Below are 20,111 nucleotides of genomic sequence, written 5' to 3'. Positions count from 1 at the left end.
CCTGTAGCGAAACAAGCACCCCGATCTTCCCACCGACTCGGAGAACACCCCTGTTATTCCTTATTCGGCCGACTGTGTTCAGGAGGCGATATATATAATGAAAGAACAAGTGAATTTCGGAAACCTCTCGCAGGACTACGCCCGTTACCGCGACGAGCTGCCTGCGAGGCTGGCCAATTGGCTGGAAGCGCACGGCGCTTTGAATACCGGTGCACGGGCGGTCGATCTCGGTGCCAGGACGGAAAGCTTCTCCCGGCTCGGCTCTAACCGCACGCAAGCCAAAAAGGCTGCCGCCCGACGATCCGTCAGGCGTGCAGCCTTTTGCCTTATTGCGCCTTGCTTATCGCTTCGCTATCGTGTCCCAATCGGCTGCGGTCACATTCCCCATGTGCCACAGCGAGACGCCTTTTAGCCCGTAATACTTGGCCAACCACAGCTTCTTGGCGATGCTGTCCGCATCCTCGTAATAGATCGTATGGCTGCCTCGCTCGTCTTGAAAGGCAATTTGCTTCAGAAAATAAGGATAAGTGCGGTTCAACGCTATGCCCGGGGAAGCGATCCGCTTCTCCACCTCCGCGATATCCGGCTGCGCCAGCGTCACCTTCCCTCCCGCCGTGACCCACTGATTCGCCTGCTTCGAAATGCCCAGCACCAGCTTCTCTTTAGGAACGGAAAGGAGCGCTTGCTTCACCGTATCGCTAACCAACGGCAGCGGAGCCGAAGGCAGCCCAGAATCTTGATGGGTGAAATCGTAAGCCATCAAAATGACGCTATCCGCCACTTCGCCGATTCCACGCAGGTCGTACCCTTTATAGTAATACGTCGGCGGTACGGCCACCGTTAACGTTTTGCTCCCGAGTCCCGCCTTCACTTCACGCAAAAACGCCACATAGTCCGCGGCAGCGTCCGCTTCCTTCAGCCCTTCCAGGTCGAGGCTAATTCCCGTGAACGCCTCTCCCGATTCAGACAGCACGGATTTCAGCGATTCGATGAAGCTTTTCCGCGCCGCGGCATCCTGGAGAAACTCCTTCACGCGGTCGCGCGGCTCGGTTGCGAAGATCATCAGCTCCTTGCCGAGCTTCGCCCGGGTAGCGGCATCGACGGGCTCCTGCCAGCCGTCCGGAAACCGATACTCCGTCGACTTCGTATCCAGCTTCGCGCTTCCGGCACCCTCGTAGGATAAACGGGACCAGCCGAACGCGACGCGATCGAGCAGCGGCATCCGCTGGATGGCAGAGTATGAACGAATCGCATAGAAGCCGGTCACCTCAAGCTTTCGCTGCGCGATTCCGGCATTCAGCAGCCGGTACATCGTCGCGGCGGCTTCCTTGCGCGTCAAAGAGCTGGCGGGACGAAACCCGTTCGCATCGCCTTCCATAATCCCTTGGCGGACGGCAAAATAAACGTAGGGCGCCAGACTCTGATTTATCGCCCCATCATCGGAAAAGCGCCGCAGCTCCCGCTCCTTCGTCCATTCACCTTCCGTCCAGCGCTTCGCGACATCCGATGCTTCCAGGCTCAGCAAATATTTTCCGATGGCGGCGGCCACTTCCTCCCGCTTCACCGCAAGTTCCGGACGAAGCGCACCTGACGCATCCGGCATAAAATCGATCCACTGCTTGTTCAGCGCCGCGGTAATGTAAGGATAAGACCATCGCTCCGCCGGCACATCCTTTAGCTTCAAGCCCCCTTCGCCCTGAACGCTCCCGCCATCCGGGCGTGCCGCGTTCACGAGCAGCTTGACGAACGCTTCCCGGGACAACGAATCGTTCGGGCGGTACGTCAGGTCTTCGTAGCCCTCGATCACCCCGAGCGCCGACAAGGAGTATACGGCGTCCTCGGACCAGTCCTTGGGCGCCAGATCCGCAAACGGCTTCAACTGCGCTTCATAAGCGGAAGCCGTTCCCGCAGCCGCCAACAGCATTCCTGCCGCAAGCAGCGCCATTTTCTTCATCATTCCGTCTTCCCCTCTCTATGGTAGCGTAAAATTATACGCCACGAAGAGAGAGGAGGTTGCGCTCGGACCGGCTGATGGCTGTCTGACAACTGCCTGATACCAAGCTGATGTCCATGCCATACGCCACGATAGCGCAAAGCCCGACGGAGCGTTGCTTCCGGCGGGCTTTAGGTACGGAATCAGTCTTGGTTGCTTTTCCGCTTTGTCGGCAGCTGCTTCCCGGGATGGCCTTTCCCCTGATGCTCCCGGTTTTTCTCATCCTTCTCCTGCGTTTCGTGCAGCTTGTTCAGCCAGGCTTCCGTATCGCCGGTCAAGTCGTCTCTCATCTATGCTATCCCTCCTTTCGTCGACGCTATTATGCCCTTGCCGCCGAAAAATATGGGGCAAACGCCAGGTTGAGAATCGAGTGGGCCTGCGCGATACCATAGCGGATAAATATTTTATTATTAAATTTCTTTTAGATTTATTAATTTATTGTTCACCGATCCGATAAAAGGAAAGTATGTCCTAACAAAGAACCGACAAAAGGAAGGGATTGGATTGAAAACATTACGTCTTGCTTTGATTTTTCTGCTTTCGCTGGGGCTTGTCGCCGGACAAGCGTCGGCTGAGGGCGAAGGAGCAAAAGGGACCAGCAGCTACCGCTGGATTCAAGGGGGGACCAAGGTCGACCTCGGGACGGTGGCCACCTTGGATTTAGGCGCTCCGTTCGTTTTTCTGAACGGGGACGACACCCGCAAGCTGTTGAAGGATTCGAAGGATATTCCGTCAGGCAAAGAAATCGGCAGCATCTTCCCCGTCAACGAGCAGGAGCAGTGGGAAGTCATTCTGGAATATATCGATACCGGACATATTAAAGATGAAGAAAAAAAAGATTTGAACGCCGATGCGATTCTCAAGAGCTACCGGGAAGGAACGGAAGAACAGAATAAGCAGGTGCCGGATGAGAACAAGCTGCAAGTGACCGGATGGGACGTGAAGCCTTTTTACGACGAGAAGACGCACAACCTTACCTGGTCGATTGCCGCCCAGAATGCGCAGAAGGAAGCGCTTGTGAACTATAACGTCCGCATGCTGACCCGAACGGGCTACATCTCAGTTGTTCTCATCTCCGACCCGGCGCATCGCGCGAAGGACCAGGAGCTGCTGGCCAGTCAGATCATTCCCAAAATTGCCGCAAAACAAGGCCAGCGGTACGAGGACTTCGACGCATCGAAGGACAAAATAGCGGAATACGGTCTATCGGGCCTTATCTTGGGCGGTGCCGGGCTGGCCGTTGCCAAAAAAGTCGGACTGCTGGCCATGATTGCGCTCTTTTTGAAAAAAGGATGGGTTATTGTGGTGGCCCTGCTTGCCGGCGGCTGGACATGGATCAAATCCAGAATGAGGCGTTCGCGGCAAAATGATCAACCCGCTCCGCAGGAGACGACGGCCAAGGAAGACAACTCAAACCCGCAGCCATAGCAACCGATCACAGCTTCAGCCGCCCAAGCTGCCTGACGCAATCCTGATAAACCGATGACTGCGCTTTGTCTCGGATAAGCCGTGTGGTATAATGGGAAATCATAGCCACTCGATTATTGACGGAATGTGGAGGGATTTTTATTCTTTACGTGGCCGCGTTTCTTATGTCATTTACGATCGTATTCTTGCTCATCCCCCCGCTGCGCCGCCTGGCGTTTCGCATCGATTTTGTCGATAAGCCCAAAGTCGACAACGAAAGGAAAATACATAGGGAACCTATCCCCTTGACGGCCGGACTTGCCATCTTTGTGGGGTTTGTGATCACCTACCTGTGCTTCGTACGGGACGATTGGAAGCAGTCCGCCGCCATCCTGGCCGGATCGCTGCTGATTCTCGTCATCGGCATGGTGGACGACTGGTATAAAACCCACGGCAAGGAACTCGCCGCTTGGCCGAAGCTGATCGTACAGCTGTCCGCAGCCGTCATCGTGTACAGCTCCGGCGTCGTCTTTTACGGGTTCCATAATCCGTTCACCGGAAGCGACGTCATTCTGCCGGTCTGGCTGCAATTTTTTCTGACGGTCATGTGGATTTTCGGGGTGACGACAGTCATTAACTTTACGGATGGCATGGATGGGCTGGCCGGCGGTTTATCGGCGATTTCGGCGGTCACGCTGTTCGTTGTCGCGCTGGCCAAAGCGCAGTCCGATTCGGCGATGCTCGCCATCATCCTGGTCGGAGCGGCGCTAGCCTACTTGAAATACAACAAACCCCCGGCCAAAGTGTTCATGGGCGACGCGGGCGCGACGCTATTCGGCTTTCTGCTCGGCGTCATCGCCTTGGACGGGGCGTTCAAAGGCGCGACCGTGCTGTCGCTGCTCGTTCCGATCTTGGCGCTCGGCGTACCGATCTTCGACAACCTGTTCGTCGTGTTCAAACGGATGATGAACGGCAAGCCGATCTATCAGGCCGACGCCAGCCAAGCGCATTACCGGCTGCTGCGCAGCGGCTTGAATCCGAAGCAAGTCGTGCTGTTTCTTTGCTTGATCAATACGTGCTTCAGTTTAACCTCGATCATTTTACTTTTGCTTACGGTATAATCTATCGCGTCATTTATAGGAATTGCAAAACAAGCCTGCCGCGCAATTGCGGAAAGGCTTGTTTTTTTATTGTGAAAATCATCTCTACCTTAAATAATCTTAATATTAACGATTCTTTATATACTAAACGTATCTCGATTTCAAGGAAAATCGTATAATAGATACGAATTGTATAGTAAATGGAGGTCAGATCATGAATAACGATAACAAACAAATCAGCAGAAGAAAACTGCTCGCTTCCTTGGGAACGCTCGGAGTCGGCGCCGCTGGAGCCAGTCTTTTAAGTGGCGTAGACAAAGTATACGGAAACTCCGTTACAAATGCCGTTTACGGCTCTGCTGCGCTCAATGTCCCAAGTTCAAATTTCGTAAGTGTCACGGACGCTCCTTTCGGAGCCGATCCTACCGGAAAAAACGATAGCTCGAAGGCGATCAACGATGCTTTTGCCTATGCTGGTCAAAACGGCAAAGCCGTATTTTTCCCGGGCGGAACCTATCTTATAAAAAACACGATCAGCGTTCCATTGCATGTCAGCTTTTACGGTGTAGGACATGCCTCCGAAATTAGAGCGGCAGCCCCTATAAGCATGTTTACATTTGCAAGCCAAGGCACAAGCGAGTACGGAAATCGGTACGGAGAAATGTCCGGATTGTACATCAATGGCAATCAGATTGCGACAATCGGACTCGAACTGGCCTTTGTCGTCGTGGAGCGATTATTTCAAGCCGTTCAAATCGAAAATGTACTCGGTCCGGCCATACGAATGGATTCATCTCAAAACAATACGTTCGTGTCCGTGAACATTGAACGCTGTACACAAGGCATCGTCCTGCTCAATGGGGCTGGCAATAACGCCTTCTACCGCTGCGAGATTAACGATCCCGGAGACGTAGGGATCTTGTTTGATTCGAATAAGTCCTTAACCGGTTACGGCAAAAATGCTTTCCATAATCAATCCACCGGCAACGAGTTCGATAAATGCATTATCGAAAGAGGCACAACCGCCAATTACGGAGTTCTCATCAAGACGGGATACCGAAACGTATTTTGGAATTGCGACATCGTCGCCGGCAGGTTGGCCAAAGTAAAGATCGAGTTCGGCGACAATCAGTCACTTAACGGATTTTACCGCTGCGCCTTTACGTGCTCGGATAATGCGGTCGCCGTTTCTGGGGGAGGCTATCGGACGATGATTCAAGACTCGATCATCGACGGGTATACGGGAACTAACCCGACCTGCATTGAAGTATTCAAAGAAACGCATATTATCAATTGTCATCTGAGTGCCAAGACATACAAGATTGTGAACAAGGCCGGAGATCAAAAATATAATATCCGCTTCGAGCCGCTTAACGCGATGGGATCGACGGAAGACCGGCCGAATCATGGGCATATGGGAGTCGGTGTTCAATATTTTAATATTACTACCGGGATGCTCGAAATCTGGAACGGCGAGGTATGGAAAAGCGTAGCCTATCAATAATCAATAATCCTTCTGAATAACGCCAAATCCGGTTACAGGCTTCTTCTTTTTTGGAAGAGCCCGTAACCGGATTTGCTCATGCCGCCCACTTCGCTATGTTTAGGTCAATACGTAAGCAGCACGCCAAGCGTTTCTTTCGGGGCGCGCAAGTACCCTTCGTACGCCTCTCCCGCCCGGTCCACCGGAAGCTTCTTGGAAATGAGCGGCATGACGTCGATCTTCCGCTCGCCAAGCAAGCGGATATATTCATACATGTTGCGCCCTTCCGTCCAGCGCACGAAGCCGACCGGGTAATCGACGCCATCCTGCTCGTAAGCGGTGTCGTACCGCCCCGGTCCGCCCGCACGCGCGATGTGCAGCTCCGCTTCTTTGGCAAACATAAGCTCCCGGGACAGCTCCGCATGCATGTCCCCTACAATGACAATCCGGCCCCGGTCCCGCAGCCAGCCCAGTGACCGGTTCAACAGCTCCGCGCCCCCGCCGCCGGCGCACAAGACGACCGCATCCGCGCCTTCGACCAAATAATCCGCCCGCAGCGAAGCCTCCAACTCTTCGTAAGAAGCAAACACCGTTTGGAGCCCGGAACGCCGGAGCATCGAGCACCGCTCCTCCAGCAAGTCCAGCGCGTACACCCGGTATCCCGCCGCTTCCGCAATCTGACAGGTGAGCTGACCGAGAATGCCCAGCCCGACCACCGCTACTTTGCTTCCGAATTGCAGCCCTGCTTGCCGAAGCCCGTGAATCGCAATCGCTCCGAGACCGACGAATGCCGCCTCTTCGGCCGACAACGAGTCCGGGAGCGGAATGGCAAGTGCTTTCGGCACGGCGAGCAGCTCCGCGTGCTTCACGTACGGGGCTCCATAGCAGGCAACCCGGTCGCCCGGACGGACATGCGTCACCCCTTCGCCGGTTTGGAGCACCGTGCCGACCGCACTGTAGCCAAGCGAGACCGGACTCGCGCCGGCCCGCTCTTTCATTGCGATCTCGGTGCCCGGACTGATCGCCGAACATATGGTGCGAACCAGAATCCGATTCGGCTCCACGACCGGCTCGGGCACTTGTCTGACCTCCGCCTCTCCGTTGATGGCGACTACTGCCCTCATGATGGTCTCCCCTCTCTCTTTCCCAACCGAATCTAAATCCATTATTTTAAGCCGGACATCGTAATGCCCTCTGTGAAGTAACGCTGGAAAAACAAAAAGATCAAAAACGTTGGAACGAACGAAATGACTGCACCGGCCATTTCGAAGCCGAAGTTGCCCTCCTTGGTCAACAAGGAGGCGAGACCCACGGTAAGCGGGAACATTTTCTCGGACGTCGTAAAAATAAGCGGCGTGAACAAGTCGTTCCAGCATGAGATGAACGCAAACGTTCCAACGGTCGCCAGCGCCGGCTTGGCCAGCGGCACCATGAGCCGGAACAAGATTTTGAAATCTCCGGCCCCGTCGAGATAAGCCGCTTCTTCCAGATCCTTCGGGATCGTCTGCATGAACTGCCGCACCAGGAATACGCCCATGATCGCCCACAGCTCCGGCACGATAATGGCGGAATACGTGTTGATCCAATGCATTTTGCTGAACATGATGTACTTGGGGATAATTAACATCTGGTTCGGGATCATGACCATCGCCATAAAGCACCAGAAGATCGTTTCTTTAAACCGAAACTGCTTTTTGGCGAAAATATATCCGAGCACGCCGGCGAAAAACATCTGCGTCGCCACCGGTACCAAAGTTATAACGAGCGAGTTGAATAGCCAGCGCATCATGCTGCCACTGTTGAAAATGTAACCGTAGTTGTACCAGGTCGGCCGGTCGGGAATCCAAAAGGAAGGATCGGCGAGCGCCACATCCAGCTTTTTGAACGATCCGAGCACCATGACGACAAACGGGAACATGAACGCGATGCCCGCCAACACGAGCGGGATATAGACCAGCGCTTTTCGTCCAGCTGTCATGCCATTCGCCTCCTTTCTCCGCGAAGTTTAATGGTAGGACACGTCTTTGCCGAGAAATTTGCGCTGCACGAGCGAGATCGTGAAAATGATGAAAAAAAGCACGTACGCCAGCACGCTGCCGTAGCCGAAGCGCAGCGACGTGAAGCCTTCCTGATACAAGTAATACACGATCGTCGTCGTCGAATAATCCGGGCCGCCTCCCGTCAATAGAAACGCGGAGTCGAAAATTTGAAACGAACCGATGGTCGTAATGATCGCCACGTAAAAATGAATCGGCAGCAGCAGCGGAAACGTGACGCTCCAGAACGTTCGCCAGCCCGTCGCGCCGTCCATCTTCGCCGCTTCGTACAGGTGCCCTGGAATCGACTGCAGCCCGGCGTAATAATATACCATCGTGCTGCCGCATACTTTGAAAATGCTCAAAGCGGCCAGCACCGGCAGCGCCTGCTTCGAATCGGAGAAAAAGAGCTGCGGTTCGATCCCCACATAGCTGAGCAGATGGTTGACCACCCCGTAGTCCGTTCCTTTGAACAGCCAGGCCCAGATGCCAGACAAGATGACGAACGACGTGACGACCGGAAGGAAGAACATCCCTTTGAACAGTCCGACCAGCTTGACTCTGGAGTAGACGAGCAGCGCCAAAATCAAGCCGAGTGCCATCGTCGGCACGATATAATAGACCGAGAAAAGCACCGTGTTCCAGATCGACCGCCAGGCCAGCTTATCCTGCAGGAACCGTTCCCAATTGCCGAGACCCGCGAAGGACGGCTCGCCGATCATCGGCCAATCCATGAAAGTCAGCACGAAGCTGAAGACGAGCGGAGCGAACTGAAATACGACAAAATGCAGCAGCACCGGCACCAGAAAAACGTAGATGATGGCGTTCTTTTTCCAGCTCAGCGCGATCCGGCCGGATAGCCTACTGTGCTGTTCAATATGCAAGTTTCGTACGGATTCCATACGGCGAATCGTCACCTCCTGCAGGTCCGAGGCGCAGAGAGAGGCGGCGGCAGTCGCTGCCCCTCCCCGCCACTTTAGTTTTCGAATTACTTTTTCGCGTCGAGCTTAAGCGCTTCGGCGGCGGCATCGGCCGCTTGCTTCGGCGTCTTCTTGCCTTCCAGCATCGCGCCGATCTCCGCTTGAATCTTGGGCATAAATCCGCGGGCGGCCGGATGGGAGATACCAGGGATCGTCAGATCCGCGTACTTCATAAATTCCTTCATGTCTTGGTCGTCGTTATAAATGTCGCCCGCCGATTTGCGGACAGGCAAATAGCCGGTCAATTTATTGAACGCTTTGGCCGTATCTGTATTCGTGAGGAATTTGGCGAATTCGACGGCAGCGGCTTTATTTTTACTCGTTTTCGAGACGACGAACATGCCTACCGTGCCGAAGCTCGCCTGCTTCTCCTTTTTCAGCGGCGGCCCGATCACATATGGTTTTTTCTGCGCTTTCAGCGTTGCCAGCGTCGAGCCTTGCCCCCAGACCGCCAGCATTTTGCCGGACAAAAATTCGGGGAACTGGTTGTCGTTAGAGATCGAGTCCTTCGGAATCCAGCCGTTGTCGTACATTTTCTTCACATACTCGAACGTCTGCACGCCTTTGTCATTGTTCAAAATAATGCCGCCTCCGTCGTCCGTCACGTTGCCGCCACTCTGCCACAGCAAGGGGTACAGCGTGGCATTGCAGCAGCCCGCGCCGCCTTCGAAGTTGCGTGCGTAATAGCCTTTGGCTTTCGCTTTCTCGGCCCAGCGGTCAAATTCGTCCCAGGTCGTCGGCAGCTTCGCCGTATCTTCGCCGATCGCCTTGATTACGTCCGGGTTGTAGATCAGCGTCTGGACCTCCTGCAGAATCGGAAGCGCATACAATTTACCCTGATAAGTTGCGCCGGCTAACGCTCCCTTGCTGAAATCGTCCGTACGGATGTCCTTAGCGTAGGCGTCAAGCGGCTCCAGGGCATTATTGCCGGCAAACTGTGGAATTTGATCCGGAAGCTGATAGAAGACGTCCGGACCGGACCCGGCAGCGAGCGCCGTCAATATTTTTTGCTCCCGGTTTTTCCACGGAATCTCTTCGTAGTTCACTTTCACGTCGGGATACTTCTGCTTGAACGCGGCGATCGTGTCGTTCCAGAACGCCTTGAGCTGCTCCTTCTTATCGTCACCGACATAAGGATGCCCCCATACGGTAATTTCTCCGGCCACCTTATCCCCGGGCGCGCCCGGAGCGGCTGCGTTGTCAGTACTGCCCGCATCCGAGCTGCAGCCGGACAATACGATGCCGAGCGAAAGCACAGCCGGCAGCATCATCGATAATGCACGTTTGGTCATAGATGTGACCCTCCTCGCTTGTAGACTGAACTGACGAATCCATGACTTGTTTCGGACCCACCGGACTTTGATCGACAGTTGACGCTGCTTTCTTTTGACGGACGGGCCGTCCCCCTTTCAGCCATGAGAACCAATAATGATCCAGTTCTTAGAAAATCAATTTCAACCACATTCTAGATCATATCTGGTATTTATTTATACTATAACGACATCAGAAAGCGCTGTCAACCGTCCGCAAAAAATTCCACAGCCCCAGAAAAAAAAGAAAAGCCGTCCGGCCTCAGGACAGCGCCTCCTCCAGCCGACGGCAAATCGTATCTTCCTCTTCCATCCGGGACCAGAACCACTTCAGCTCCCGGTGCATCGCCTCCACCTGTCTCGCGTTCAGATGAATGTCCGTCGTCCAGCGGAACGACGGAATAATTTCGCGGTACATGGGGTAGCGCGACGGATGCTTGACCGTTCCCTTCCCGCGCCATTCCGCGGCCTTCTTCAGGCTTGGAATGCTGAAGGTGTTCTGACGCAGCGTCAGCTGGGCCGCTTCTCCCAGCAGGTAATCAACCAGCGTTCGCGCCGCTTCCTTTTGCTCCGAATGACGGTTCATCCCGAGCGCAACCGAAAGCAGCAGCGTCCTCGGCTCGTTCAGGTACGGCAGTGGCGCCACGTCGAAAGAAAACCCCGCCTCCCGGATATCGTTCAAGCTGAAATAGGTCGTCATGATCATCGACACTTTTTCCTGCAGGAACAGCGCTTCCGCGTCGGCATCATTCTCCGCCGCAAACCGCGGGAACATGCCTTCCGTGTAGACCAGCTCGCGGCATTTGCGCAGCCCTTCCATCAGCTTCGTCCCGCAAAACGACGGACGCCCCTGCGCGTCGTAGCGGACCACGTCCCCGCTTTGCAGCAAAAATACCGGCCACCGGTTCTGCGACAGGAAATAAAAATAAAACCCGAACCGCCCCCGCTCATCCGCGAGCTTCTGCGCCGTTTCGGTCAAATCGTCCCACGTCCAGCCGCTGTCCGGTTCCTCCAGCCCTTTGTCGGCAAAATGATCGCGGTTATAGCACAGCACAACCGGGGAAAAGGCGAACGGCAGCGCCAAGCACCGGTCGCGGTGTTTGAACGCGTTCTGCAGAAACGGGTACTGTCCGGCTGGCGGGTTCATGGGCTCCAGCCACTCCTGCCGGCCGCTGTCCACCACAAGCTGATAATCGGTATGGTTGATCGTAAATACGTCGACCATACCGCCCTTCATGTATTCTTCGATCGCCTGCGCGTAATTATCGTAAGGAAGGGCTACCGTCTGCACCCGGATATGCGGATAGGCAACATGAAAATCCGACAGCAGCCGGTTCAAGTCCATCTGCTCCATGACAGAGGTGTAATAGCCCAGCTTGATCGTAACGCTGCCCTGGACCGCGGGGCTGCTGACCCGGTTGCCGACTCTCGGCACCTTCTCGATCAACTGCTCGTCCACCAGCATTTCCAGTCCTTTGCGGACCGAATTTTTGCTGAGCTGGTACTGCTTGCCGAGCTCCACCTCGGACGGCAGGTGTTCTCCGACGGAGAGCTTGCCGCTGACGATATCTTCCCTGAGCTGGGCGACCATATGATCCAGACGCTTATGAAACGTCGTGCGGCTGGGCTTTTTCGGCATCGCAATGTCCCTCCTGCCTGTCGAATAAACTGGTTCTCATCTAGTTTATATAATGGCGAGTTCGATGTCAATGCACGCTGGATTTACTAGTTTATATGCACCAAAAAAAACGCCTGCTCCGTGCTGAGCCGGAACATGCGTTTTGGGGTACGGACGTTATACCTCGTTGCCAGTGTTGCCACCATAGCTGTGAGTGTGAGGTGTACTGCCGTTTACAGTCGTACGACCTTCAAAATAATGGTAATGTCCTCCGCAGGACAGCGGGATGGCCGGGCCAGTCGTCCCGCGAATGATGTGGCTATGGCCGGCGTCAAACGAAGTGACAGCGTAATAGCCGTGAACATGCTGAACCCCGCTGGGCGCCGGTTCGGTCATGCCGGCATAATGATGCCGATGCCCAACATCGTACGAAGTCGTTCCCGAGAAAGGATGGACGTGAACCGGCCGGCCATCCCACGACGTAATATAAAGCCTGTGGGCATGATTGGGATCATCTTCACCGCCGGAATGAACCACGAATCCCGTAACGGGGATATCCATAAGCACCAACCTCTTCTCCATGATGGGTAATACCCCATCGTATGTGAAGAGAGCTTGGGCCGTATGGGCGTTCGTTTAAAAGTGAACCGCTCGCTGCCCGCCTATTTCAGATGCTCGGGATTCAGCTTCTCCAGCTCCGGCACGACAAAGCGGCCGTCCTTGCGGATCAGACGATCGTCAAAATAAATTTCGCCGCCGCCGTATTCCGGACGCTGGATCAGCACCATATCCCAGTGAACCGAGGACCGGTTGCCGTTATCCGCATCCGTGTAAGCGTTACCCGGCGTGAAGTGGATGCTGCCGTCGATTTTCTCGTCGAACAAAATGTCTTTCATCGGCTGCTGTATGTACGGATTGACGCCAATCGCAAACTCGCCAACAAAGCGGGCACCGTCGTCGGTATCCAAAATTTCGTTCAGCTTGGCGGTATTGTTCGCCGTTGCCTCGACGATCTGGCCGTTATCGAAGCGGAGCGTGACGTTCTCGAACGAAGTTCCCATATAGATCGTCGGAGTGTTATAAGAGATAACGCCGTTGACCGAATCCTTCACCGGAGCAGTGAACACTTCGCCGTCCGGAATATTGTTCTGGCCTGCGCATTTGATCGCCGGAATGTCCTTGATCGAAAAGCTGAGATCAGTACCCGGTCCGACAAGCCGCACTTTGTCCGTCTTGTTCATCAGCTCGACAAGCGAGTCCATGGCCCCGGACATTTTGCTGTAATCGAGGTTGCACACTTGGAAATAAAAATCTTCGAACGCTTCGGTGCTCGTATTCGCCTGCTGCGCCATCGATGGGTTCGGATAACGCATTACGCACCATTTGGTATGATTGACCCGTTGATCGACGACCGGACGCTGGTACACCTTCATGAACAAGCGCAGCTTATCCTCAGGCACATCGGACGTTTCGGTAATGTTGTCGCCGCTGCGAACGGCAATGTACGCTTGCATTTGCTTCATGCGGTTCAGCTCGATGGCCGCCATCCGCTCGTACAGCTCCTGGTTGCCGCCAAGCATCAGCTTGCGCGTAACTTCGGGATAACGGAACTCGATGAACGGATGCCCGCCAGCCGCGTACACCTCTTCTATTAAACACTTGGTCAATTCCTGATCGCGAAGGCCGATCATTTCAATCAGGATATTCTCACCCGGCTGAAGGTCGACGGAATACCGTACCAGGTTTCTCGCAAACTGCTGCAAACGTGGATCTCGCATCTTCTTTCTCTCCTTTGGGGACAGCATCTTGAACTCACCTTCTCAACGTACCAAATTTTCACGGAAAGTTCAAACCCCTAATGAAGGTTTTCGGATAAAAGATTGCAATTATTTTTACATTTTGAGGAAACCGATTGCCGGACGGCTAGATCCAGCTTTGCAGCGCCCGGTCGTAAGCAAGAAGCTCTTCCGGCTTGAAAAAGTTGGCGATTTCCCGTTCTGCGCTTTCTGGAGAATCGGAGCCGTGAATAATATTGTTGCCGGTATGAACCGCATAATCGCCGCGGATCGTTCCTGGCGCCGCATCCAGCGGATTCGTCTTGCCCATCATGGCGCGGGACAGCGCAATGACGTTATCGCCCTGCCATACCATCGCAAAGACCGGACCGGAGGTAATAAACTGAACCAGTTCGCCGAAAAACGGTTTTTCCTTATGCTCGGCATAGTGGGTTTCCGCTTGCTCCTTCGTGATCACCATCAATTTGGAGCCGACCAATTGAAAGCCCTTATCCTCAAAGCGCTGAACCAGCTTGCCGATCAACCCCCGCTGTACGCCGTCCGGTTTAATCATCAAAAATGTTTTTTCCATTATCATTCCACTCCGTTTTTAAAATGATAGATTGCTAATCTTACACCTGAAGCTGTGTGCATCCCAGTATACCCGCTTCCTGCATTTTCCATGCCTGAAGGGGTTCCGGAACAAGACACAAGAGCGCCGCCTGCACCCTTGCCTATGCAGGCGGCGTGTGACAACGTACGACGAACCTTTGCTGCTTAAGCGCTCCGGCCGGACGTGACGGGTTCTTCCGCAGCCGTCTCCCGAGCATCGGGGTTGCCCAACGCCAGCTGTGCTTGCGCAGCGGCGATTCTGGCGAGCGGTACCCGGTACGGCGAGCAGCTGACATAATCCAGCCCTACCCCGTGGCAGAAGAAGATCGACTGCTTGTCGCCTCCGTGCTCGCCGCAAATGCCGGTCTTGAGCTGCGGCTTCACGGCGCGTCCGCGCTCGACCGCCCATTCGATCAACGTTCCGACGCCGTCCCGGTCCAGCACTTGGAACGGATTGTCGGGAAGCAGCTTCGTCTCCACGTAATGCGTCAAAAATTTGCCCTCGGCGTCGTCCCGGCTGTAGCCGAACGTCATCTGCGTCAGATCGTTCGTGCCGAACGAGAAGAAATCGGCGTGCTGCGCAATGTCCCCTGCCGTAACGGCAGCCCGCGGCACTTCGATCATCGTGCCGACGCGGTAGCGGAACGTGCGGGCAAACTCGCCAAGCACCTCCTCCACCTTGCGGGTCACGAGCTCGCGCATCCGCTGCAGCTCGTTGCTATGGCCGACCAGCGGAATCATAATATCCGGCCGGACGTCGAGCTGCTCGCGCAGGCAACTGAGCACGGCGCGGAAGACGGCCTCAATCTGCATCTCGTAAATGTCCGGCAGCACGAGTCCGAGACGGCAGCCCCGGGTGCCGAGCATCGGGTTCATCTCATGCAGCGCCCTGACTTTGCGCAGCAGCTTCTCCAGGCGCTCCTTGCGTTCCGGTTCTGCGTCCGGCTGACCGTTCAAGCGCTCCCGCTCGACGACCAACTGCTCCATGTTCGGCAAAAATTCGTGCAGCGGCGGGTCAAGCAGGCGAATCGTTACCGGCAGCCCGTCCATCGCCCGGAAAATGCCCTCGAAGTCCTCCTGCTGCATCGGCAGCAGCTTCGCCAGCGCTTCCGCCCGCTCTTCCGCCGTCTCCGCCAAAATCATCGCCTGCACGACCGGTACCCGCTCGGCGCTCATGAACATATGCTCCGTCCGGCACAGCCCGATGCCTTCGGCGCCAAAGCTGCGCGCCTTGGCCGCATCCTCCGGCGTATCGGCGTTCGTGTACACCTCAAGCGTGCGAATCTCGTCCGCCCAGGCGAGCAGCTGCTGCAGCTCGCCCGTCAGCTCGGGCTCGCGCAAGCTGACTTCGCCGAGGATCACCCGTCCGGTCGCGCCGTCGATGGACAACGCATCGCCTTCCCGTACCGTGACGGCTTCTCCGTCAGCGGTCGTAACGGCAAAAGCGCGGTCTGTCAAGCGCAGCGCTTCGCAGCCGCAGACGCAAGGCTTGCCCATCCCACGGGCAACGACTGCCGCATGGCTGGTCATGCCGCCCCGGCTGGTCAGCACGCCTTCGGCTGCCAGCACGCCGTGAATATCCTCCGGCGTTGTCTCCGAGCGCACGAGGATGACTTTGCGCCCTGTGCGGGCCCATGCCTCGGCCGTATCCGCGTCGAACACCGCGACACCGGAAGCGGCTCCCGGCGACGCCGGCAGGCCGGCCGCCAGCACATGCAGCGGCTTGTCGGTATCGATCGCGCGGTGCAGCAGCTGATCCAGATGAAACGGCTCGATGCGATTGACCGCTTCGCCGGTATCGATCACGCCCTCACGCACCAGATCGACGGCGATTTTGACCGCGGCTTGGGCCGTCCGCTTGCCGTCTCGCGTTTGCAGCAGATAAAGCTTGCCCTGCTCGACCGTAAATTCGATATCCTGCATGTCCGTGTAATGCCGCTCCAGCTTCTCCGCCGTCCGCACGAGCTGGTCAAAAACAAGCGGCATTTCCTCGCCGAGCTTCGCAATCGGAACGGGCGTCCGCACGCCGGCCACGACGTCTTCCCCTTGCGCGTTCATCAAGTATTCGCCGTACAGCACGGGCTCTCCGGTAGACGGATTTCGCGTGAACACGACGCCTGTCCCGCAGTCGCTGCCCATGTTGCCGAACACCATCGTCTGAATGTTGACGGCCGTCCCTTGCTCGTCGGGAATCTGGTGCACCTTGCGGTAAACCTTCGCCCGCGCATTGTTCCACGAACGGAATACCGCTTCAACGGCCAGAGCGAGCTGCTCCTCCACCTGCTGCGGAAACTCGCGTCCCGCTTCCTTGCGGATCACCGCCTTATACTCTCCGATCAGCTCCGTCCAGCCCTCGGCACTCACTTCGCTGTCCTGACTTACATTGAATCGCTGCTTAAGGCGGTGCAGCAGCCGTTCGAATTGATATGTTTCGATGTCGAACACGACGTTACCGAACATTTGGATCAAACGGCGGTAACAATCGAACGCAAATCTCGGATTGCCGGTCAATGCCGCAAGCCCTTGCACCGTTTCGTCGTTCAAGCCCAGGTTGAGAATTGTATCCATCATACCGGGCATCGAAGTCACCGAGCCCGACCGGACAGACACGAGCAGCGGCTTGGCTGGATCGCCGAAGCCTTGGCTCTTCGCCTGCTCCAGCTCCCGCATCGCTTGGTGGACCTGCTCCATCAGCCCCGCCGGAAGCTGCATGCCCGCTTCATAATAGGAGCGGCACACGTCTGTTGTAATGGTAAACCCCGGCGGTACCGGCAAACCGGCGTTCGTCATCTCTGCAAGATTCGCCCCTTTACCGCCAAGGAGCTGCTTCAAGCCAGCATGCCCCGAATGAAACGGCACTACACTTTGCATGATTGATAATCCTCCCGTCATTTTAGAACCTACGGTACGCAGACCGCGAGTACACATATGGAACGTTGTGGATGTTTAATGATGTATAAAACATATCATAGCTTTATTACATTGTAAATAGTGTGTATTATTTATATTTATTACACACTATTTATCGCGGCATCTGTGGTTCCCGGACCCGTGAGGGAAAATGATGGCGTCCATTCAAAGCCAATGCATTTGATAATATATTTTTATAGATTTGAAATATTAATTAAAATTTCGTTTAAGGGTACGATGGATTCGCAATAGCTCTGGTCACGAATGACGTATAAATGACGAAGCTTGCTTCGTTGAGGTAAGGGGAACGTTCGTTTAATATACGGGGAAAATCTTGGACCTTTTCTCGTCAACGGTTGTCGCTGTTTCGATTTCCAGAGTCAGTCTAAAACTTATTGTACGGAGTCTGATGGTTTTGTTTCTTCTCACAAGACAACGGAACTGACGTGCGTTATTTTTTGTCTTAGATGGCCTGTTCCCAGAATAAAGAACATACGTTCCTTTATTTATGTCGAAACATTTATAGCAAGGTTAAAATCGGGCATTTAGCGCATCTGAGTTCCTTTATAATTGCAGAAGGAGGTCAAAACGACGGGTTAGAGGAACTTTTCCGCCTCTATTTTTGTCTCGCGCTCGATCCGGCCATAGTGAAGGATCTCCGTCTGGGTTCATAGCAGCTTCTGGTGGCTCCTGGCGGCTCACTTCTGCCTTCCCGTTATCGACAGATCTTATCGGCACAAGTTCGCAAACAGCAAAAAACCTCTCCGAAGAGAGGTTACAACGTCACAATATTGCGGCATTTTAAAGCTTGCCCATCCGTTTCTATGATCTTGTCACGCCATCCCGGCAGCCCGGCTATCCTGCTCCATCTCCCGCTCATACAGCGACAGTTTCGCGCCCAGCGCGTGGAAGCTGCCGATAACGTCCTCATAGCCACGTTCCAGATGCTCCACGCCCGTAATGCGCGTGCAGCCTTCGGCTGCGAGTCCGGCGAGCACCAGACACGTGCCTGCGCGTACATCGGTGGCATGCACCCAATCGCCGACAAGCGGCCGGCCGCCCTGGATAAAAGCACTCTCTCCGCGGACCTCGATCTCCGCTCCCATGCGCCGAAGCTGCGGAACGTGATTGAACCGGTTCGGGTACACCCGTTCCGTGATGATGCTTTTGCCTTTGGCCTGTGTCAGCAAAGCCGTCATCGGCTGCTGCAGGTCCGTAGCGAAGCCCGGATACATCGTTGCGCGGACCCGGGTTGCACGAATCTGACCCGTGCTGCGGGCGGTAATGCTGTTTTCGTCCCATTCCATCTCCAGCCCGGCCTCGCTCAGCTTGGCGATACACGCCCCAAGGTGCTCGGGAATGACATCCTTCACGGTCACGGTACCACCGGTGATGCCCGCACTCATCAAGAATGCCCCGGCGACGAGCCGGTCGGGAATTACGGTATGCCTTCCCCCGTTCAAATAAGGCACGCCCTCGATCCGTATGCGGTCCGTCCCTGCGCCGTAAATGCGCGCGCCCAGACCGTTCAGGAACGCCGCCGTATCGACGACCTCCGGATCGACTGCGGCATGATACAGATTCGTCCGGCCCTGAGCGCGGACCGCCGCCAGAATCGCGTTGATCGTGGCGCCCGATGTCACAGTGTCGAAGTAGATGTCCGCCCCGCGCAGCGTTTTGGCTTCAACAATATAGTGATCCTCGCGGAACTCCACCGTCGCACCCAGCGCTTGGAACGCCTTCATATGCTGGTCGATCGGTCTGGAGACAAAGTTGTCTCCCCCCGGAAACCCGACCGTCACCCGCCCGAATTTGGCCAGCAGAGCACCGGCAAAATAGTAGGACGCCCGGTAAGCGGACGCCTTGCCCGGATCGATGATCGCGCTGTGGATGTAACGCGGGTCCAGCACAAGTTCGCCGGATGGGCGGCGGGTGATTGTCAGACCGATGTCTTTGCCGATCTGGGCGATCAATTTCACATCGTCGATATTTGGAATGCCCTCCAGCGTCACCAGACCGTCCGCCAGTGAGGCGGCGGCCAACAAGGCGAGCGAGCTGTTTTTAGAACCGGGAATATGTACGCAGCCGTTCAGCGGGCCGGCAGGTTCCACTTCAATCCATCTCATTGACCCTTACCCACTTTCCGATGATGTCGTTATTTGTTATGAAGCTCCAGCACGTATCCGCTGCCGCGAACCGCACTGATGAGGAAGGTGTCTTTGCCGTATTTTTTGCGAATCCGGTACACCAGCGCATTCAATTCGTCCATCGTTACATCCGGAACCCCGTCTTCGCCGACCGAGCGCTCCGGCCATACGGCTTGCTTGATTTCGGCAATCGGCACGAGCCGGTTGGCATGATCGTACAACAGCTGAATAAGCAAAAATTCTTTCTCGGACATCGCAATTCGCTTACCGTCCACTACGCATTCCCGTTTTTCCCAATGGATCGTCAGCGGGCCGTGAGGCTCATCCCATCGCTGCGTAATGCTAAGCGGCTCGAACTCCAGCGTCTGATCAGCGAAAAGATACGAAAAATGCAACACCGTCATCCCTTTGGCCAGCTTGACGATATCAAACGATTTCAGCGGATACGGTTGATTCGGTTCGACGATCACACCGTTGATTTCCGTGCCGTGCGTGCTGCCCAGATCGTACAGGACCGCACGCTCCTCTTCTTTGCGGATCACTATATGTTTACGGGAAATAAACGCGTTCGAAAAAGCGAAGTCCGGAGAATACGAGTTCGAAGCCCTCCCGATTACCGTTTCGGCGGCGGTCAGATTCAAGCACGTACCCGAGCGGAAAGGTTCTCCGCGAATCACATAAAGACAAGCGAAAGTATCCAGTTTCGTTCCCTCCGAGTGCTGCACAGCGGTCATGCATCG

At 55.3% G+C, this 20,111-nt stretch carries 17 protein-coding genes; 4 read left to right on the top strand and 13 right to left on the bottom strand.

From position 1 onward, the window contains the following. The first annotated feature begins 97 nt into the window (after window positions 1-97). Window positions 98-412, top strand: coding sequence for a hypothetical protein (locus PEL01S_RS19940; protein ID WP_127461543.1), 315 nt, complete (start codon window positions 98-100; stop codon window positions 410-412). Here the strand turns inward: PEL01S_RS19940 and PEL01S_RS19935 are convergent. Together PEL01S_RS19935 and PEL01S_RS19930 are read right to left on the bottom strand one after the other, a co-directional pair. After that, window positions 341-1,957 carry a glycosyl hydrolase family 18 protein gene (locus tag PEL01S_RS19935; RefSeq protein WP_127461542.1) on the bottom strand — a complete coding sequence of 539 codons (1,617 nt, stop codon included), beginning with the start codon at window positions 1,955-1,957 and terminating at the stop codon, window positions 341-343. The two genes, PEL01S_RS19940 and PEL01S_RS19935, sit on opposite strands and share 72 nt — an antisense overlap. Window positions 1,958-2,136: 179 nt before the next feature. Continuing rightward, window positions 2,137-2,283, bottom strand: a complete 147-nt coding sequence (locus tag PEL01S_RS19930; RefSeq protein ID WP_010500805.1) for a DUF4023 domain-containing protein — start codon at window positions 2,281-2,283, stop codon at window positions 2,137-2,139. A gap of 214 nt (window positions 2,284-2,497) precedes the next feature. Between PEL01S_RS19930 and PEL01S_RS19925 the strand changes: the two genes are divergently transcribed. The 3 genes from PEL01S_RS19925 (at window position 2,498) to PEL01S_RS19915 (ending at window position 6,004) form a co-directional block, all read left to right on the top strand. Beyond that, on the top strand, window positions 2,498-3,421 hold the full coding sequence (locus PEL01S_RS19925) for a DUF2167 domain-containing protein (RefSeq protein ID WP_127461541.1): 924 nt from the start codon (window positions 2,498-2,500) through the stop codon (window positions 3,419-3,421). A gap of 164 nt (window positions 3,422-3,585) precedes the next feature. Next, on the top strand, window positions 3,586-4,521 hold the full coding sequence (locus tag PEL01S_RS19920; protein WP_063179465.1) for an MraY family glycosyltransferase: 936 nt from the start codon (window positions 3,586-3,588) through the stop codon (window positions 4,519-4,521). 193 nt (window positions 4,522-4,714) lie between these two features. Continuing rightward, window positions 4,715-6,004: a right-handed parallel beta-helix repeat-containing protein gene (locus tag PEL01S_RS19915; RefSeq protein ID WP_127461540.1), complete on the top strand. Its 1,290-nt coding sequence runs from the start codon at window positions 4,715-4,717 to the stop codon at window positions 6,002-6,004. 104 nt (window positions 6,005-6,108) lie between these two features. Here the strand turns inward: PEL01S_RS19915 and PEL01S_RS19910 are convergent, their stop codons facing one another. From PEL01S_RS19910 to PEL01S_RS19860, 11 genes are all read right to left on the bottom strand, one after another. Beyond that, window positions 6,109-7,107 (bottom strand): zinc-dependent alcohol dehydrogenase, encoded by a 999-nt coding sequence (locus PEL01S_RS19910; protein WP_127461539.1) that lies wholly within the window; start codon window positions 7,105-7,107, stop codon window positions 6,109-6,111. Between the two features lie 41 nt (window positions 7,108-7,148). Then, window positions 7,149-7,961, bottom strand: a complete 813-nt coding sequence (locus PEL01S_RS19905; RefSeq protein WP_036681062.1) for a carbohydrate ABC transporter permease — start codon at window positions 7,959-7,961, stop codon at window positions 7,149-7,151. Between the two features lie 27 nt (window positions 7,962-7,988). Beyond that, a complete protein-coding gene (locus tag PEL01S_RS19900) occupies window positions 7,989-8,921 on the bottom strand; it encodes a carbohydrate ABC transporter permease (protein ID WP_174806979.1) in 933 nt (310 codons plus the stop codon). 86 nt (window positions 8,922-9,007) lie between these two features. After that, window positions 9,008-10,291 (bottom strand): sugar ABC transporter substrate-binding protein, encoded by a 1,284-nt coding sequence (locus PEL01S_RS19895; protein WP_127461538.1) that lies wholly within the window; start codon window positions 10,289-10,291, stop codon window positions 9,008-9,010. Between the two features lie 280 nt (window positions 10,292-10,571). Next, window positions 10,572-11,948: an extracellular solute-binding protein gene (locus tag PEL01S_RS19890; RefSeq protein ID WP_127461537.1), complete on the bottom strand. Its 1,377-nt coding sequence runs from the start codon at window positions 11,946-11,948 to the stop codon at window positions 10,572-10,574. A 156-nt stretch (window positions 11,949-12,104) separates the two neighbouring features. Next, complete coding sequence (locus PEL01S_RS19885; RefSeq protein WP_127461551.1) at window positions 12,105-12,488, bottom strand: YmaF family protein; 384 nt, start codon at window positions 12,486-12,488, stop codon at window positions 12,105-12,107. Between the two features lie 101 nt (window positions 12,489-12,589). Next, on the bottom strand, window positions 12,590-13,705 hold the full coding sequence (locus tag PEL01S_RS19880) for an aminopeptidase (RefSeq protein WP_108530604.1): 1,116 nt from the start codon (window positions 13,703-13,705) through the stop codon (window positions 12,590-12,592). 145 nt (window positions 13,706-13,850) lie between these two features. After that, window positions 13,851-14,294 (bottom strand): nucleoside-diphosphate kinase, encoded by a 444-nt coding sequence (gene ndk, locus PEL01S_RS19875; RefSeq protein ID WP_063179443.1) that lies wholly within the window; start codon window positions 14,292-14,294, stop codon window positions 13,851-13,853. A 185-nt stretch (window positions 14,295-14,479) separates the two neighbouring features. Continuing rightward, window positions 14,480-17,185, bottom strand: coding sequence for a pyruvate, phosphate dikinase (ppdK, locus tag PEL01S_RS19870; protein WP_127461536.1), 2,706 nt, complete (start codon window positions 17,183-17,185; stop codon window positions 14,480-14,482). An 872-nt stretch (window positions 17,186-18,057) separates the two neighbouring features. Beyond that, window positions 18,058-19,350: a UDP-N-acetylglucosamine 1-carboxyvinyltransferase gene (gene murA / locus PEL01S_RS19865; protein WP_127461535.1), complete on the bottom strand. Its 1,293-nt coding sequence runs from the start codon at window positions 19,348-19,350 to the stop codon at window positions 18,058-18,060. Window positions 19,351-19,379: 29 nt separating this feature from the next. Next, entirely contained in the window at window positions 19,380-20,105 is a 726-nt protein-coding gene (locus tag PEL01S_RS19860) for an FHA domain-containing protein (protein ID WP_174806978.1), read from the bottom strand. Window positions 20,106-20,111: the final 6 nt, after the last annotated feature.

Source organism: Paenibacillus elgii NBRC 100335 (assembly GCF_004000865.1).
In the GTDB taxonomy this organism is placed as follows: Bacteria; Bacillota; Bacilli; order Paenibacillales; family NBRC-103111; genus Paenibacillus_G; species Paenibacillus_G elgii.
The sequence above is the reverse complement of the archived record's forward strand: the minus strand, read 5'-3'. Positions and strand labels throughout refer to the sequence as shown.

Bases quoted from the DNA above. Each gene is read 5' to 3' on its own strand.
- PEL01S_RS19940 (WP_127461543.1), top strand. From the start codon at position 98: ATGAAAGAACAAGTGAATTTCGGAAACCTCTCGCAGGACTACGCCCGT.
- PEL01S_RS19935 (WP_127461542.1), bottom strand. From the start codon at position 1,957: ATGATGAAGAAAATGGCGCTGCTTGCGGCAGGAATGCTGTTGGCGGCT.
- PEL01S_RS19930 (WP_010500805.1), bottom strand. From the start codon at position 2,283: ATGAGAGACGACTTGACCGGCGATACGGAAGCCTGGCTGAACAAGCTG.
- PEL01S_RS19920 (WP_063179465.1), top strand. From the start codon at position 3,586: ATGTCATTTACGATCGTATTCTTGCTCATCCCCCCGCTGCGCCGCCTG.
- PEL01S_RS19915 (WP_127461540.1), top strand. From the start codon at position 4,715: ATGAATAACGATAACAAACAAATCAGCAGAAGAAAACTGCTCGCTTCC.
- PEL01S_RS19910 (WP_127461539.1), bottom strand. From the start codon at position 7,107: ATGAGGGCAGTAGTCGCCATCAACGGAGAGGCGGAGGTCAGACAAGTG.
- PEL01S_RS19905 (WP_036681062.1), bottom strand. From the start codon at position 7,961: ATGACAGCTGGACGAAAAGCGCTGGTCTATATCCCGCTCGTGTTGGCG.
- PEL01S_RS19900 (WP_174806979.1), bottom strand. From the start codon at position 8,921: ATGGAATCCGTACGAAACTTGCATATTGAACAGCACAGTAGGCTATCC.
- PEL01S_RS19895 (WP_127461538.1), bottom strand. From the start codon at position 10,291: ATGACCAAACGTGCATTATCGATGATGCTGCCGGCTGTGCTTTCGCTC.
- PEL01S_RS19890 (WP_127461537.1), bottom strand. From the start codon at position 11,948: ATGCCGAAAAAGCCCAGCCGCACGACGTTTCATAAGCGTCTGGATCAT.
- PEL01S_RS19885 (WP_127461551.1), bottom strand. From the start codon at position 12,488: ATGGATATCCCCGTTACGGGATTCGTGGTTCATTCCGGCGGTGAAGAT.
- PEL01S_RS19880 (WP_108530604.1), bottom strand. From the start codon at position 13,705: ATGCGAGATCCACGTTTGCAGCAGTTTGCGAGAAACCTGGTACGGTAT.
- ndk (WP_063179443.1), bottom strand. From the start codon at position 14,294: ATGGAAAAAACATTTTTGATGATTAAACCGGACGGCGTACAGCGGGGG.
- ppdK (WP_127461536.1), bottom strand. From the start codon at position 17,185: ATGCAAAGTGTAGTGCCGTTTCATTCGGGGCATGCTGGCTTGAAGCAG.
- murA (WP_127461535.1), bottom strand. From the start codon at position 19,350: ATGAGATGGATTGAAGTGGAACCTGCCGGCCCGCTGAACGGCTGCGTA.
- PEL01S_RS19860 (WP_174806978.1), bottom strand. From the start codon at position 20,105: ATGACCGCTGTGCAGCACTCGGAGGGAACGAAACTGGATACTTTCGCT.